The sequence below is a fragment of the Pseudomonas graminis genome (assembly GCF_900111735.1).
Classification (GTDB): Bacteria; Pseudomonadota; Gammaproteobacteria; order Pseudomonadales; family Pseudomonadaceae; genus Aquipseudomonas; species Aquipseudomonas graminis.
Genome location: NZ_FOHW01000003.1, coordinates 72,848 through 88,678 on the forward strand (window position 1 = coordinate 72,848; position 15,831 = coordinate 88,678).

The following is a 15,831-nucleotide window of genomic DNA, read 5'->3' on the forward strand; positions in this document are numbered from 1 at the left end:
CTTTAGCCGGGAAGGCGTCGGATCTCACACCGAGAACGCTGCAACCATTCCGTTCAGGTCGGTCGCCAGCCGCGACAGCTCGTGGCTGGCCGCGCTGGTCTGATTGGCGCCTGCCGAGCTTTGCAGCGAGATGTCGCGGATGTTGGTGAGGTTGCGGTCCACTTCCCGCGCAACCTGCGCCTGTTCCTCCGACGCGCTGGCGATGACCATGTTGCGTTCGGTAATCAGCGTAATGGCCGCGGCGATGTCGTCCAGCGCCACGCCGGCGGACTGCGCCAGCTCCAGGGTCGTCTGCGCTCGACTGTTGCTGCCCTGCATGGCGGCCACGGCCTGATCGGTGCCCTGACGGATGTCGCCCACCAGCTGTTCGATTTCCTGGGTTGACGACTGAGTCCGATGCGCCAAGGCACGCACCTCATCCGCCACCACCGCAAAGCCGCGCCCTGCCTCCCCTGCCCGTGCTGCTTCGATGGCTGCGTTCAACGCCAGCAGATTGGTCTGCTCGGCAACCGAGCGAATCACGTCCAGTACCTTGCTGATGCCATATACCTTCTGCGCCAGGGTCTGCACCTGCTCGCCGGCGTCGGTCACGTCTTCGGCCAGATGGGCAATGGACGCTACGGTCTGCCGGACCTGCTGACGACCATGCTGGGCAATCCGGTCAGATTCCTCGGACGCCTCCGACGTGGCCACCGCGTTGCGCGCCACTTCCTCGACCGCCGCGGTCATCTCGTTGACTGCCGTCGCCGCCTGATCGATCTCCAGGCTCTGCTGATGCAGGCCGCGCGTCGCGTCTTCGGTGACAGTACTGAGCTCTTCCGAGGCCGACGCCAGTTGGTTCGAGGAATCGGCAATGCGCATGATCGTGTTGCGCAAATTCTGTTGCATGGTCTTGAGCGCCTCCAGCAACCGGGCCGGTTCATCGCGTCCCTCCACGACAATCTCGCGGGTGAGATCCCCCGCCGCCACCACCTGAGCAATGCCCAACGCCTGGGCGATCGGTCTGACGATGCTGCGGGTCAATCCCCACGCCAGCAGCAACGTGACCAACGCCGTCAGCAGCATCATGCCCATGACCCAAGCGAACGCACTGGAGAACACCGCCCGTGCCAGATGGCTCGCCTGGACGGCACCGTCCTTGTTCAACACCGTCAACTCATTCAGGGCGACGGTCATCGCGTCGGCAAACTGGTTCATTTCACCGTTGACCAGTTGCATCGCATCCTCCACCTGATTGGCAGCGGACAGCTCCATGACGCGGCTCTGGCGCTGGAAATAGGCCTGTTGCGAGGCTGCAAACGTGTCGTACAACTCCCGCTCGCGGGGCGAGCTGATCAGTGCAACGTAGCTTTGCTGCTTGGCCTGCAGCCCCGTCTTGAGCTGGTCGAGCTTGGCGGTGTTGTCACGCAGGGCATCCGGGCTGCGGTTGAGCATCAGACGCAGCGTCAGGGTACGAACCCGCATCAGGTCCTGCCCCATACTGCCGAGCTCCATCACGCTGGGCAGCCACTTGTTTTCGACTTGGTCGGACTCCTCGCGCATGCTCGACATCTGCAACAATGCGAAGATCCCCAGACCGAACACCAGCAAAGCGAGCACGCCGAAACCGAGTGCGGCCCGGGGTGCGATATTCATATTTCTCACGGTCATAGCTGGTCCCTTCCCAAGACACTGCTCTGAAAAGAACAGTTGCCTGGGATGTCGGCTTACAGATGACGCTCTGTAGGACAATTCCCAACGCACTTCGTAAGAATTCATTACAGAGGTCCTGGCGCAGCCGTCACAGTCAACTGTGCGAGTCATCTATATCCTGTGTGCCATGTCCAGAGAGAGCGCCATCATGCTGACCATCATTCCCCGCGCCGAAGACGTCGAAGGCCAACCGATCCTGCGTCCCCTCCCCGCTGCGAAGTGCCGGAGCGTGGGGCCCTTCGTGTTTTTCGATCACATGCTGGAAACCACGTATGCGCCCGGCACCGGCATGGACATCCGCCAGCACCCGCACATCGGCCTGTCGACGCTGACCTACCTCTTCGAAGGCGAGATCCGACACAAGGACAGCCTCGGCAGCGATCAGCACGTCAGACCGGGCGAAGTCAGCTGGATGACCGCCGGCAGCGCCATCGCCCACATTGAGCGCACACCCGCAGCCCTTTACGCCAGCGGCTCTCGCCTGCATGGCCTGCAAGTCTGGCTGGCGTCGCCCAAATGCCATGAGCAAGGCGAAGGTCATTACAGCCATCACCCCGCCGACACACTGCCGGTCAGCGACGCCATGGGCATTCGGATCCGCTTGATCGCAGGCGAAGGTTTTTGCCTGAAGTCGCCGGTGCCGGTGCTGTCACCCACGCTCTACGCCGAACTGAACCTGCAGACGGCGACGACGCTGTGTGTGCCCGCCGAGCACGAACAGCGGGCGCTGTACGTCATCGAAGGCGACCTGCTACTGGACGGCGAGCCGGTGCAGCCCCGCAGCCTGGTGGTACTGGATTCAGGCAGCGAGCCGACGCTATGCGCGCAGAGCGAATGCCACGCGGTACTCATCGGCGGCGCGCCCCTTGACGGGCCGAGACGGATGAACTGGAATTTCGTGGCCAGCGATGCGGCGCTGATTGACCAGGCCAGAGCGAAGTGGGTGGCCGGAGACTGGCCTACAGTGCCGGGAGAAGTGGAGCGAATTGAATTGCCGGTGCCGCGAAGATAGTCGCACGCTCACACACCCTGTATGAGCCGGCTTGCTGGCGAAACCTTTCAGGCAAGGTAACTGCTGACAGTGGAAATCCAAACGAGTCAGCAGTCACCTGCTTCAGATGATCAGCCGGCGAACACTTCGTCCAGCAGGTTGTGCATCGAGGTAAACGCACGCTTGGAAACGGTCGGGTTGTACATCTGCACGCCCGGGTTGTTGGCGTGCGGGTCTGTGAAGGAATGGAACGCGCCGCCGTAGCTCAGCAGTTGCCAGTCGACATTGGCAGCATTCATCTCGGCTTCGAACGCCGGCAGTTGCTCCTTCGGCACCAGAGGGTCGGACGCGCCGTGCATCACCAGCACTTTGCCCTTGATGTTGTTGGCGTCAGCCGGATTCGGCGTGTCGAGCGTGCCATGGAAGGACACCGCAGCTTTCAACGGCGCACCGGTGCGCGCCAATTCCAGTGCGCAGCAACCGCCGAAACAGAAGCCAAACGCCGCCAACCGGGACGTGTCAACGGCGGTAATGGTCTGCGCAGTCAATTGATCCAGCGCGGCCTTCATGCGTTTGTTCAACAGCACACGATCGTTCTTCAACGGCATCATGGCAGCCGCGGCTTCATCGCCATTGGTCGGGCGTACGTGCTGGCCATACAGATCCGCCAGCAACACCACATAGCCCTTGGCCGCGACGTCTTTGGCAATCTGCTCGGCGTCTTCGCTGACACCCATCCAGTTAGGCGCCATCACCAGACCCGGTGCGGCCTGACTGCCCTCGCTGAAGGCCAGACGACTCTCGTAGCTCACGCCGTCGATGTCGTACACGACGGACTGCACGGTCACATTGCTCATAGCGAACTCCTGCTGATAAGGATGGAGGGAGATTAAATGACAAAACCCGCCGGAGCGGGTTCTGCCGTGACGCGGATGTTAAACCGAGAGCTCGACCAACAACTTGTTCAAACGGCGCACGTACGCAGCCGGATCTTTCAAGCTGTCGCCGGCCGCCAGCGCAGCCTGGTCGAACAGAATGTGCGACAGATCGCCGAAGCGGTCTTCACTCTGCTCGTTGTCCAGCTTGTCGATCAGCGGGTGCGACGGGTTGAATTCGAAGATCGGCTTGGAGTCCGGCACCTTCTGACCACTCGCTTCGAGGATCTGGCGCATTTGCATGCCAAGGTCCTGCTCGCCAATCGCCAGAATCGCCGGCGAATCGGTCAGGCGGTGGGAAACCCGCACTTCACTGACGGCATCACCCAGCGCGGTTTTAAGGCGCTCGATCAGGCCTTCCTTGTCCTTGGCGACTTCTTCCTGGGCTTTCTTGTCCTCTTCGGAGTCAAGCTTGCCAAGGTCCAGGTCGCCGCGTGCCACGTCGACAAAACCCTTGCCGTCGAAGTCGCTGAGGTAGCTCATCAGCCACTCGTCGATGCGGTCGGTCAGCAGCAGCACTTCGATGCCTTTCTTGCGGAAGACTTCGAGGTGCGGGCTGTTCTTGACCTGCGCGTAGCTTTCGCCGGTGAGGAAGTAGATCTTGTCCTGACCTTCCTTGGCGCGCGACAGGTAGTCGGCCAGCGAAACGCTCTGCTCGCCGCTGTCGTCGGAAGTCGATGCAAAACGCAGCAGGCCGGCGATTTTCTCTTTGTTGGCGAAGTCTTCGGCCGGGCCTTCTTTCAGCACCTGACCAAAGTTTTTCCAGAAGCCTTTGTATTCTTCCGGCTGGTTTTTCGCCAGCTTCTCCAGCATGTCCAGCACACGCTTGGTCAGCGCGGACTTCATCGAATCGATGATCGGGTCTTTCTGCAGGATTTCGCGGGACACGTTCAGCGACAGGTCGTTGGAATCGACCACGCCCTTGATGAAGCGCAGGTACAGCGGCAGGAACGACTCAGCCTGGTCCATGACGAACACGCGCTGCACGTACAGCTTCAGGCCGCGCGGTGCTTCGCGCTGGTACAGGTCGAACGGCGCGCGGGCTGGCACATACAGCAACGAACTGTATTCCAGCTTGCCTTCAACCTTGTTGTGGCTCCAGCTCAGCGGGTTCTCGAAATCGTGAGCGATGTGCTTGTAGAACTCCTGGTATTCCTCGTCCTTGACCTCGGTACGTGGACGGGTCCACAGCGCGCTGGCACGGTTGACCGTTTCCCACTCTTCAACAGGCTCAGCGTCGCCTTCGACCGGCGCCTGTTCTTTCGGCAACTGGATCGGCAGTGCGATATGGTCGGAGTACTTCTTGATGATGTTGCGCAGACGGTAGCCGTCAGCGAACTCGTCTTCTGCGCTCTTGAGGTGCAGCACGATGCGCGTACCGCGATCGGCTTTCTCGATAGTGGCGACTTCGAACTCGCCCTCGCCTTTCGACGACCAGTGCACACCTTCGCTGGCGGCCAGGCCGGCGCGGCGGGTGAACACTTCAACCTGGTCGGCCACGATGAAGGCGGAGTAGAAACCGACACCGAACTGACCGATCAGGTGGGAATCTTTCTTCTGATCACCGGACAGGTTCTTCATGAAGTCGGCGGTGCCGGACTTGGCGATGGTGCCCAGATGAGTGATGACATCTTCGCGGCTCATGCCGATGCCGTTGTCTTCCAGGGTGACGGTCTTGGCGTCCTTGTCGAAGCTGACACGGATCTTCAGCTCGGCGCCGCCTTCCAGCAGCTCAGGCTTGGACAGTGCCTCGAAACGCAGCTTGTCCACCGCGTCGGACGCGTTGGAGATCAGCTCGCGAAGGAAAATTTCCTTGTTCGAGTACAGCGAATGGATCATGAGGTGTAGCAGCTGCTTCACCTCGGTCTGGAAGCCCAGGGTTTCTTTTTGAGTTTCCACACTCATGGTCATCAAACTCCAATCAGTCCACACAAATAGGGGCAGCTGCACGGAACGCCGAGGGCGACTCCGAGCAACGGGTTGTCATCAAGGTGGGGGCTGGGGAGACGATTTCAAGGGACAGGCATGCTGTCGGTGAAGAATCTTCACCCTCGGAAAATCGTGAGGCCGCCGATCCATTGACTGACGACGGCAGATAAACCGACGCACCGACTCTGCCCGGCCGAGTGATTACACCGCTGAGACGCTTATGTATTTATCCCGCCGGAACATGGAACTAACTTTATGACCCAGCGCTCGAAGGCACGTTGATGACCAATAAGGAGAAACACCCCATGCGTAAATCTTTAGCTATTGCCCTGATGCTTTCTGCCACTCTGGGCCTCGCCGCCTGTGACAAAAAATCCGAAGATAAACAGCAAGATGCAAACAAGGCTGCCGAGCAGTCGCAAGAATCGATGCAAAAAGCGCAAGACAAAGTGAACGACGCTGCCAAAGAAAGTCAGGAAGCCGCTCAAAAGAACGCTGAAGCCGCTCAAGAGCGCGCTAAAGAAGCGAACCAGGCAGCACCTGCAACTAAGCAGTAAGTTTTCAGAGTTTCAAAAAACAAAGCCCGCATTTAGCGGGCTTTGTTTTGTCTGCCGGAAATGGTCGGCGCATTGATATCAAACCGCGCCGACCTACACCGTCAGGCCAGCGCTTCGCTGCGCTTGCCCAGCATGCGATCCACCACTAACGCGACGAACAGCGTGATCAACGACGGGATCAGCCAGGCCAGGCCTTGCTCGCTCAATGGCAGATGAGCCAGCGCATCCGGCAGGTACACACCCAGCGCAGACCCCTTCACCGCATCCACCGCACCGATCAGGAACGCGACCAGCATGACCGGTGCGACGATCCGCCCTTGCTCGTGCCAGAAATCCTTGCAGAAGCTCAACGCCACCAGCGCAATGCACGGCGGGTAGATGGCGGTCAGCACCGGAATCGAGAACTGGATCAGCTTGGTCAGGCCCAGGTTGGACACCAGCAGGGAAAATACTGCCAGCAGAATCACCAGCGCCTTGTAGGACAGCGGCAGCACACGGCTGAAGTATTCAGCGCAGGCGCAGGTCAGACCGACCGCCGTCACCAGACAGGCCAGCGAGATCAGCACGGCAAGGAAGCTGCTGCCCAGGGTGCCGAAGGTGTACTGTACGTAGGCATGCAACACGGCGGCGCCATTGGTTGCACCGGCAGCGATGGCGTGGCTGTCGGAGCCCAGGCGGAACAGGCTGATGTAGACCAGCGCCAGACCGACACCGGCGATCAGGCCGGCGATGATGGCGTAGCGGGTGATCAACCGAGGCGACTCGACACCGCGCGAGCGAATCGCGTTGACGATGACGATGCCGAAGACCAGCGCGCCCAGGGTGTCCATGGTCAGGTAGCCGTTGATGAATCCCTGGGAGAACGGCGCGGCGACGTAGGCAGGTTCCGCGATACCCACCTCTCCCGCTGGCAGAACAAACGCGGCGATGCCGAGGATGGCCAGGGCGATGATCTTCAGCGGCGCGAGGAAACGGCCCACGGTGTCGAGCAATCGACCCGGATAAAGGGAGATCCAGAACACCAGCACGAAATAAACCAGGCTGTAGAGAAACAGCGCCAGCGGGCTTTCACCCGTCAGCGGCGCCAGGCCGACTTCGAACGACACTGTCGCTGTGCGGGGTGTGGCGAACAGCGGCCCTACGGACAGGTAGCAGACGGCGGCGAGAATAGTCCCGGCGACCTTGCCGATCGGGCTGCTCAACGCGTCCATCGCGCCGCCGACCTTGGCCAGGGCGATGACAGTCACCACCGGAAGGCCGACTGCCGTGACCAGAAAGCCCAGGGCGGCCATCCATACGTTGGGGCCGGCCTGAAGACCTACGATCGGGGGGAAGATGATATTGCCAGCGCCCACGAACAGCGCAAACGTCATGAAACCCAGTGCCAGAATGTCCTGGCCTTTCAACACTTTCATTAAGGAAACCACACTGCTGAATCGGAATTAAGAAGAGGATTTCCCTGAGGGTGGGGGAAATGCTGCCCGCCCTTTTAAGACAGACCCTGAGCGCGCCGCCGCTCCTTGTGGGAGCCGACTGCACAAAACGGCGGCTAGCCTACCCTATTTGGCGCACCGATACAGGGCGGTGCGACCGCTGAGTGCACGTTCATGTCGCATATCAGAAATGTCTTACAGGATCAGGGCCTTCACGCCGGCGCAAATCGAAACGCCAGAAACACAAAAGCCACCCGAAGGTGGCTTTTGTTGATCAGGCAGTGAGACGAGGGCGATTAAGCCTTCTTCACTTCCCAACCGGTCAGCTCAGCCAGGGCTTTGCCGATGTCTGCCAGCGAACGCACGGTTTTCACGCCTGCGTCCTGCAGTGCAGCGAATTTCTCGTCTGCAGTGCCTTTGCCGCCAGAGATGATCGCGCCCGCATGGCCCATGCGCTTGCCCGGAGGAGCAGTCACACCCGCGATGTAGGAAACGACAGGCTTGGTCACGTGTGCCTTGATGTAGGCAGCCGCTTCTTCTTCAGCCGAACCGCCGATCTCACCGATCATGACGATCGCTTCGGTCTTCGGGTCTTCCTGGAACAGCTTCAGGATGTCGATGAAGTTCGAACCCGGGATCGGGTCACCACCGATGCCGACGCAGGTCGACTGGCCGAAACCGGCGTCAGTGGTCTGCTTCACAGCTTCGTAAGTCAGGGTGCCTGAACGCGACACGATACCGACTTTGCCTGGCAAGTGAATGTGACCTGGCATGATGCCGATCTTGCACTCGCCCGGGGTGATGACGCCTGGGCAGTTAGGGCCGATCAGGACCACACCCAGTTCGTCGCACTTGACCTTGGCTTCGAGCATGTCGATGGTCGGGATGCCTTCGGTGATGCAGACGATCAGCTTGATGCCGCCGAACGCTGCTTCAAGGATGGAATCCTTGCAGAACGGAGCCGGAACGTAGATGACCGAAGCGGTTGCGCCGGTTTTCTCTACTGCTTCGGACACAGTGTTGAACACTGGCAGGTTAAGGTGCGTGGTGCCGCCCTTGCCTGGAGTCACGCCGCCAACCATTTTGGTGCCGTAGGCAATGGCTTGCTCGGAGTGGAAGGTACCCTGGGAGCCGGTGAAGCCTTGGCAGATAACTTTGGTGTCTTTATTGATCAGGACGCTCATTATTTGCCCTCCGCAGCTTTGACGACTTGTTGAGCAGCGTCGGTCAGGCTGGTAGCTGCGATGATGTTCAAGCCGCTTTCTGCCAGTACTTTAGCGCCCAGCTCAGCGTTGTTGCCTTCAAGGCGAACAACCACCGGGATTTTCACGCCGACTTCTTTCACGGCGCCAATGATGCCTTCGGCAATCATGTCGCAACGAACGATGCCGCCGAAGATGTTGACCAGTACTGCAGCGACGTTGGTGTCGGACAGGATGATCTTGAACGCTTCGGTAACGCGTTCCTTGGTTGCGCCGCCGCCTACGTCGAGGAAGTTGGCTGGCTTGCCGCCGTGCAGGTTGACGATGTCCATGGTGCCCATGGCCAGACCGGCACCGTTGACCATGCAGCCGATGTTGCCTTCCAGTGCCACGTAGTTCAGTTCGAACTTGGCAGCGTGGGCTTCACGTGGGTCATCTTGCGATGGGTCGTGGAAAGCCTTCAGCTTTGGCTGACGGTACATGGCGTTGGCGTCGATGTTGATCTTGGCGTCGAGGCAGTGCAGATCGCCGTCAGCCTTGATGACCAGCGGGTTCACTTCCAGCAGCGCCAGGTCGTGGTCCTGGAACAGCTTGGCCAGACCGGTGAAGATCTTGGCGAACTGAGTGACCTGCTTGCCTTCCAGACCCAGCTGGAATGCCAGATCGCGACCCTGGAATGGCTGAGCGCCAACCAGTGGATCGATGGTCGCTTTGAGAATCTTCTCAGGCGTGTCGTGAGCGATTTTCTCGATGTCCACGCCACCTTCGGTGGAAGCCATGAACACGATACGACGGCTCGAACGATCGACTACAGCGCCCAGGTACAGCTCTTTGGCGATGTCAGTGCACGATTCAACCAGGATCTTGGTGACTGGCTGACCGTTGGCATCAGTCTGGTAAGTAACCAGACGCTTGCCCAGCCACTGTTGAGCGAACGCAGCGGCGTCTTCCTTGCTGCGAACCAGCTTGACGCCGCCGGCTTTACCGCGACCGCCTGCGTGAACCTGGGCTTTGACGACCCACTCGGTTCCGCCGATCTTGTCGCATGCTTCTGCTGCTGCTTCCGGGGTGTCTACTGCATAGCCCTTGGATACTGGCAGGCCGTATTCAGCGAACAGCTGCTTACCCTGATACTCGTGAAGATTCATGCTTATTACCGTCTTCGTTAGGTACTGCGCATTCGGTGCTGCTCGTCAAAGCGTGCCGCACCACCTGTGACCGCTTCTCCCGGAGAACGCAGATCAGGCATCAGCCTGCCCTGCGCTGCCGGGAGTTCGAGTCCAACGGACCTTCCGCGGTAAGCCCTGCGAGCAGGGCCTACGACGGGCGGACCGTCGTGGTTATCTTTAGCGTTTTTTCTTGTTCTGGATGTGGATGGCGCCGCCATTCACAGCCAGTGCCGCTTCGTGCAGCGCTTCGGACAGCGTCGGGTGGGAGAAGACCATCATGCCGATGTCTTCGGCACTGGTGCCGAACTCCATACCGATCGCGCCCTGCTGTACCAGCTCTGCAGCGCCAGGACCAATGACGTGTACACCCAGTACACGGTCGGTCTTGGCATCAGCGATGACCTTGACGAAACCGCCGGTGTCATTCGCTGCCATTGCACGGCCGCTGGCCGCGAACGGAAACTGACCGACGTTGACTTCAACGCCTTCAGCCTTGAGCGTCTGCTCGGTCTTGCCGACCCAGGCGATTTCCGGGTGGGTGTAGATGACCGACGGGATCAGGTCGTAGTTCATCTGGGTCTTGTGACCCTTGATGCGCTCGACAACCATGATGCCTTCTTCGGACGCTTTGTGCGCCAGCATCAGACCACGAACCACGTCACCGATCGCGTACACGCCAGGAACGCTGGTCTCGCACTGCTCGTTGACGAAGATGAAACCGCGCTCGTCGATGTCGACGCCGCTATCGGCAGCCAGCAGCTCGGTGGTCACCGGGCGACGGCCAACGGCCACGATCACGCGGTCGAACGTGATGTTCTGCTCGCCGTCCTTGTCGGTGTAGGTGACGACCACTTCGTCGCCATTGACCTTGGAACCGGTCACGCGAGCGCCCAGCTTGATGTCCAGACCCTGCTTGTTGAAGGTCTTCTGCGCTTCTTTGGCAACGGCTTCGTCAGCGGCAGGCAGGAATTTCTCCAGCGCTTCCAGGACCGTCACTTTGGCACCCAGACGAGCCCAGACCGAACCCAGTTCCAGACCGATAACACCGGCGCCGATGACGCACAGGCGCTCAGGCACAGCCGGGAATTCCAGGGCGCCGGTCGAATCGACGATGGTGACCTGATTGACCGGAGCCGGCGGAATGTCGATCGGACGCGAACCGGATGCCAGAATGATGTTCTCGGCTTCGATCACTTCGGTGGTGCCGTCAGGCTTGGTCAGCTCGACTTTCTTGCCGGCCAGCAGTTTGCCGTGGCCTTGCAGGGAAGTGACGCCGTTGGCCTTGAACAGGCTGGCAACGCCGCCGGTCAGGCCTTTGACGATCTGTGCCTTGCGACCAATCATGGCAGCAATGTCCATTTTCAGATCGCTGAGGGAGATACCGTGAACGCCGAACTGGTTCTTGGCTTCGTAGAATTTCCAGGAGCTGTCCAGCAGCGCCTTGGAAGGGATGCAGCCCACGTTCAGACAGGTACCGCCGAGGGCCAGCTTGCCCTCTTTATCCTGGTACTTCTCGATGCAGGCAGTCGTGAGACCGAGTTGCGCGGCCTTGATAGCGGCTACGTAGCCGCCAGGGCCAGCGCCAATCACTACCACGTCGAATTTCTGGGACATAGAAAAGAGTTCCTCTTTAGCTGCGAGCTTTAAGCCACAAGCTGCAAGCTGATCCGTGATGCTTTACAGACGAGTTGCAGCCTGTTCATTAGGATGTTGCGACGACCCAAGCGTTGGCGCCAGGCTGCTGTAACTTGCAGCTTGGCGCTTGCGGCTTGCAGCTGTCCTTGAATCAGATGTCCAGCAACAGACGCGCCGGGTCTTCCAGCAGGTTCTTGATGGTCACCAGGAACGTCACGGCTTCTTTACCGTCGATCAGGCGGTGATCGTAGGACAGCGCCAGATACATCATCGGACGGATGACGACCTGACCGTTGATCGCCATGGGACGCTGCAGAATGTTGTGCATGCCCAGGATAGCCGCTTGCGGCGGGTTGACGATCGGGGTCGACATCATCGAACCGAAAGTACCACCGTTGGTGATGGTGAAGGTACCGCCAGTCATCTCGTCGATGGAGAGCTTACCGTCACGGGCTTTCTTGCCGAAGGTGGCGATGCCGCCTTCGATTTCAGCCAGGCTCATCTGCTCGGCGTTGCGCAGCACCGGAACCACCAGACCGCGATCGCTGGACACGGCAACGCCGACGTCGGCATAACCGTGATAAACGATGTCGGTGCCGTCGATCGACGCGTTGACCGCCGGGTAGCGTTTAAGCGCTTCGGTCGCGGCCTTGACGAAGAACGACATGAAGCCCAGGCGTACGCCGTTGTGGGACTTCTCGAACAGGTCCTTGTACTTCGAACGCAGAGCCATGACTTCGGTCATGTCGACTTCGTTGAAGGTGGTCAGCATCGCCATGTTCGATTGAGCTTCAACCAGACGCTCTGCCACCTTGGCGCGCAGACGGGTCATCGGAACACGCTTCTCGGTGCGGTCGCCAGCGGCAGCAACAGGAGCAGCGGCTGCAGCAGCAGGCTTGGCGGCAGGTGCAGCGGCCGGAGCGGACTTCTTCGCTTCGATGGCAGCAACAACGTCTTCCTTGGTCACGCGACCGTCTTTGCCTGTGCCTTTGACGCTGGACAGGTTGATGCCGTTTTCTTCGGCCAGCTTGCGGGCAGCCGGAGCGCCGATGGCGTCTTCGTCACCGGAAGCAGCGGCAGGTGCAGCGCCAGCCTGGGCCGGCGCAGCAGCCGGAGCCGATGCAGCAGCGGCTGGAGCGGCAGCAGATGGAGCGGCAGCAGCGCCGCCCTCTTCAATCGAGCCCAGCAGCTGGTTCGACAGGACGGTAGCGCCCTCTTCGGCAACGATTGCGCCCAGCACGCCGTCAGCTTCGGCCAATACTTCCAGCACGACCTTGTCGGTTTCGATATCGACGATCAGGTCGTCACGCTTGACGGCGTCGCCCGGTTTTTTGTGCCAGGTGGCAACGGTGCCGTCGGCAACGGATTCCGGGAAAGAGGGGGCTTTGATCTCAATAGCCATTATCTGTAATTCCTTTAATTCGGTTTCTAGTGCGCGATGGCGTTAAACGGAGAACGCGTCTTTCAGCAGTTTTTCCTGCTGTTCGGCGTGCATCGAAGCGTATCCACAAGCGGGAGCAGCTGAAGCATCACGGCCGGCGTACTCGAGAACGAGGTTGCGGTTGTGATTGCCGATGCTGCGGCGCAGGTGGTGCTGACTGCTGTACCAGGCGCCCTGGTTCATCGGCTCTTCCTGACACCAGACCACATTGGTCAGGTTGGTGTAAGACGCGATAGCGTCCATCAGGTCGTCTTCCGGGAACGGGTAGAGCTGCTCGAGACGCACGATGGCGATGTCTTCGCGGCCTTCGGCACGGCGTTTTTCCAGCAGGTCGTAGTAGACCTTGCCGCTGCACAGCACCAGACGCGTCACTTTCGCGGCATCGAGGGTGTCGATTTCCGGGATGACAGTCTGGAACGATCCATGGGCCAGATCTTCCAGGGTCGACACGGCCAGCTTATGGCGCAGCAACGACTTCGGCGTCAACACGATCAGCGGCTTGCGCAGCGGACGGATCACCTGACGGCGCAGCAGATGGTAGATCTGGGCCGGGGTGGTCGGTACGCAGACCTGAATATTGTGCTCGGCGCACAATTGCAGGTAACGCTCAAGACGTGCCGATGAGTGCTCCGGGCCCTGCCCTTCGTAGCCATGGGGCAGCAGCATGGTCAGACCGCACAGACGGCCCCACTTGTGCTCGCCGCTGGTGATGAACTGGTCGATCACGACCTGTGCACCGTTGGCAAAGTCACCGAACTGGGCTTCCCAGATCACCAGCGCATTCGGCTGAGTGGTCGAGTAACCGTATTCGAACGCCAGCACAGCTTCTTCCGACAGGAACGAGTCGTACAGGTCAAAACGAGGCTGACCGGCGTACAGGTTCTGCAGAGGCACGTAGGTGGCGCCGTCTTTCTGGTTGTGCAGCACCGCGTGGCGGTGCGAGAACGTACCGCGACCGACATCCTGCCCGGTGATGCGCACCTGATGGCCTTCGAACGCCAGCGTGGCGTAGGCCATGGTTTCGGCGTAGCCCCAGTTGATCGGAAGCCCACCGACTTGCATCTTCTGGCGGTCTTCGTAGATTTTCTGGACCTGACGCTGAACCACGAAACCTTCCGGCACTTCCATCAGCTTGGCTGACAGTTCCTGCAGGGTCTTGAGGTCGAAACTGGTGTCGTGACGTGCGGTCCACGCGTGACCCAGATACGGACGCCAATCCACGAACAATTCCTTGTTCGGCTCTTTGACCAGGCTTTTAACAACGTGCATGCCGTTGTCCAGCGCGTTGCGGTACTCGTCGACCTTGGCCTGAGCGGCTTCGGCGTTGAGGATGCCGGCGGTGGCCAGTGCATCGGCGTACAGCTCACGGGTGGTACGCTGTTTGGCGATCTGCTGGTACATCAGCGGCTGGGTGCCACTTGGCTCGTCGGCTTCGTTGTGGCCGCGACGGCGGTAGCAGACCAGATCGATGACCACGTCACGCTTGAACTGCATGCGGTAGTCGATCGCCAACTGGGTCACGAACAACACGGCTTCCGGATCATCGCCATTCACATGGAGGATCGGTGCCTGAATCATCTTCGCAACGTCGGTCGCATACTCGGTGGAACGCGAGTCTTCCTGCTTGCTGATGGTGAAGCCGACCTGGTTGTTGATCACGATGTGGATCGTGCCGCCCGTTTTGAAGCCACGGGTCTGCGACATCTGGAAGGTTTCCAGCACAACGCCCTGACCGGCGAACGCCGCGTCACCGTGAATCGAGATCGGCAGCACTTTCTCGCCAGTGACGTCGTTACGACGGTCCTGACGGGCACGCACCGAACCTTCGACCACAGGGGAAACGATTTCCAGGTGGGACGGGTTGAACGCCATCGCCAGGTGAACTTCGCCGCCGGTGGTCATCACGTTGGACGAGAAGCCCTGGTGATACTTGACGTCACCGGAGCCCAGCTCGACCTTCTTCTTGCCTTCGAACTCGTCGAACAGGTCGCGCGGGTTCTTGCCGAAGGTGTTGACCAGCACGTTGAGACGGCCACGGTGGGCCATGCCGATGACAACTTCCTTGGTACCGTAGGACCCGGAGCGCTGAATCAGCTCGTCGAGCATCGGGATCAGGCTTTCGCCGCCTTCCAGACCGAAACGCTTGGTGCCCGGGTATTTGGTGCCCAGGTACTTTTCCAGACCCTCGCCCGCGGTCACACGCTCGAGCAGATGGCTCTTGATGTCGGCGGAATAGGCTGGACGACCACGCACGCTTTCGAGACGCTGCATGAACCAGTTGCGCTGGTTGGAATCGACGATGTGCGTGAACTCGGCGCCGATGGTGCGGCAATATGTCTGCTGCAACGCTTCGACGATTTCGCGTAGGCTCGCTTCTTCCTTGCCGATGAACAGGTCGCCGGCACGGAATGTGGTGTCGAGGTCAGCGTTGGTCAAACCGTAATGGTTGATCGACAGGTCAGCTGGCGCAGTACGCTTCCACAGACCCAGAGGATCGAGTTGCGCACCCTGATGGCCGCGCATACGGAATGCCTGGATAAGTCGCAGCACTTCAACTTGCTTCTTTTCATGCTCGCTGCTCACGCTGCCGGCAGAGACCGGTTGGGCGCGGCGCTGGTTTTTCCCCAGCAACACAAAATGATCGCGAACCGTAGAGTGCGATACATCGGTGGCAGTGCTGCCGTCAGCCGGCAACGTCTGAAAATAGGTGCGCCACTCTTCTGGCACAGCGTTAGGGTCGTGCAGGTAGAGCTCATAGAGCTCTTCCACATAGGCAGCGTTACCACCGGAAAGGTGGGCGCTGTTCCACATGCGCTGCATCACGCTTTCTTGCATGCTTGGTCACCC

General features: G+C 60.0%; 11 protein-coding genes. 2 read left to right on the top strand and 9 right to left on the bottom strand.

Annotation, left to right across the window (positions count from 1 at the left end):
- Positions 1-24: 24 nt before the first annotated feature.
- The gene (locus BMY98_RS03845; protein ID WP_074884952.1) at positions 25-1,650 is read right to left on the bottom strand and encodes a methyl-accepting chemotaxis protein; all 1,626 of its coding nucleotides are present in this window, start codon (positions 1,648-1,650) and stop codon (positions 25-27) included.
- A gap of 190 nt (positions 1,651-1,840) precedes the next feature.
- Here BMY98_RS03845 and BMY98_RS03850 point away from each other — a divergent pair, with 190 nt between their 5' ends.
- Positions 1,841-2,704 carry a pirin family protein gene (locus BMY98_RS03850; RefSeq protein WP_074884955.1) on the top strand — a complete coding sequence of 288 codons (864 nt, stop codon included), beginning with the start codon at positions 1,841-1,843 and terminating at the stop codon, positions 2,702-2,704.
- A 110-nt stretch (positions 2,705-2,814) separates the two neighbouring features.
- Here BMY98_RS03850 and BMY98_RS03855 read toward each other — a convergent pair whose 3' ends face one another.
- Positions 2,815-3,540: a dienelactone hydrolase family protein gene (locus tag BMY98_RS03855; protein WP_074884960.1), complete on the bottom strand. Its 726-nt coding sequence runs from the start codon at positions 3,538-3,540 to the stop codon at positions 2,815-2,817.
- 78 nt (positions 3,541-3,618) lie between these two features.
- Complete coding sequence (gene htpG / locus BMY98_RS03860; protein ID WP_074885340.1) at positions 3,619-5,523, bottom strand: molecular chaperone HtpG; 1,905 nt, start codon at positions 5,521-5,523, stop codon at positions 3,619-3,621.
- Positions 5,524-5,852: 329 nt separating this feature from the next.
- On the opposite strand from htpG, the gene BMY98_RS03865 reads away from it, so the two are divergent.
- Positions 5,853-6,104 carry a hypothetical protein gene (locus tag BMY98_RS03865; protein WP_065986299.1) on the top strand — a complete coding sequence of 84 codons (252 nt, stop codon included), beginning with the start codon at positions 5,853-5,855 and terminating at the stop codon, positions 6,102-6,104.
- 101 nt (positions 6,105-6,205) lie between these two features.
- Here BMY98_RS03865 and brnQ read toward each other — a convergent pair whose 3' ends face one another.
- The 6 genes from brnQ to BMY98_RS03895 form a co-directional block, all read right to left on the bottom strand.
- Positions 6,206-7,519 (bottom strand): branched-chain amino acid transport system II carrier protein, encoded by a 1,314-nt coding sequence (gene brnQ / locus BMY98_RS03870; protein WP_074884963.1) that lies wholly within the window; start codon positions 7,517-7,519, stop codon positions 6,206-6,208.
- A 314-nt stretch (positions 7,520-7,833) separates the two neighbouring features.
- Positions 7,834-8,721: a succinate--CoA ligase subunit alpha gene (sucD, locus tag BMY98_RS03875; protein WP_037009399.1), complete on the bottom strand. Its 888-nt coding sequence runs from the start codon at positions 8,719-8,721 to the stop codon at positions 7,834-7,836.
- Entirely contained in the window at positions 8,721-9,887 is a 1,167-nt protein-coding gene (gene sucC, locus BMY98_RS03880; RefSeq protein WP_004882574.1) for an ADP-forming succinate--CoA ligase subunit beta, read from the bottom strand. Before sucC ends, sucD begins: the two co-directional genes overlap by 1 nt.
- Before the next feature lie 198 nt (positions 9,888-10,085).
- Positions 10,086-11,522 carry a dihydrolipoyl dehydrogenase gene (gene lpdA, locus BMY98_RS03885; RefSeq protein ID WP_065986297.1) on the bottom strand — a complete coding sequence of 479 codons (1,437 nt, stop codon included), beginning with the start codon at positions 11,520-11,522 and terminating at the stop codon, positions 10,086-10,088.
- Positions 11,523-11,694: 172 nt separating this feature from the next.
- Entirely contained in the window at positions 11,695-12,945 is a 1,251-nt protein-coding gene (gene odhB, locus BMY98_RS03890) for a 2-oxoglutarate dehydrogenase complex dihydrolipoyllysine-residue succinyltransferase (RefSeq protein ID WP_074884966.1), read from the bottom strand.
- Between the two features lie 42 nt (positions 12,946-12,987).
- On the bottom strand, positions 12,988-15,819 hold the full coding sequence (locus tag BMY98_RS03895; RefSeq protein ID WP_074884969.1) for a 2-oxoglutarate dehydrogenase E1 component: 2,832 nt from the start codon (positions 15,817-15,819) through the stop codon (positions 12,988-12,990).
- Positions 15,820-15,831 lie beyond the last annotated feature (12 nt).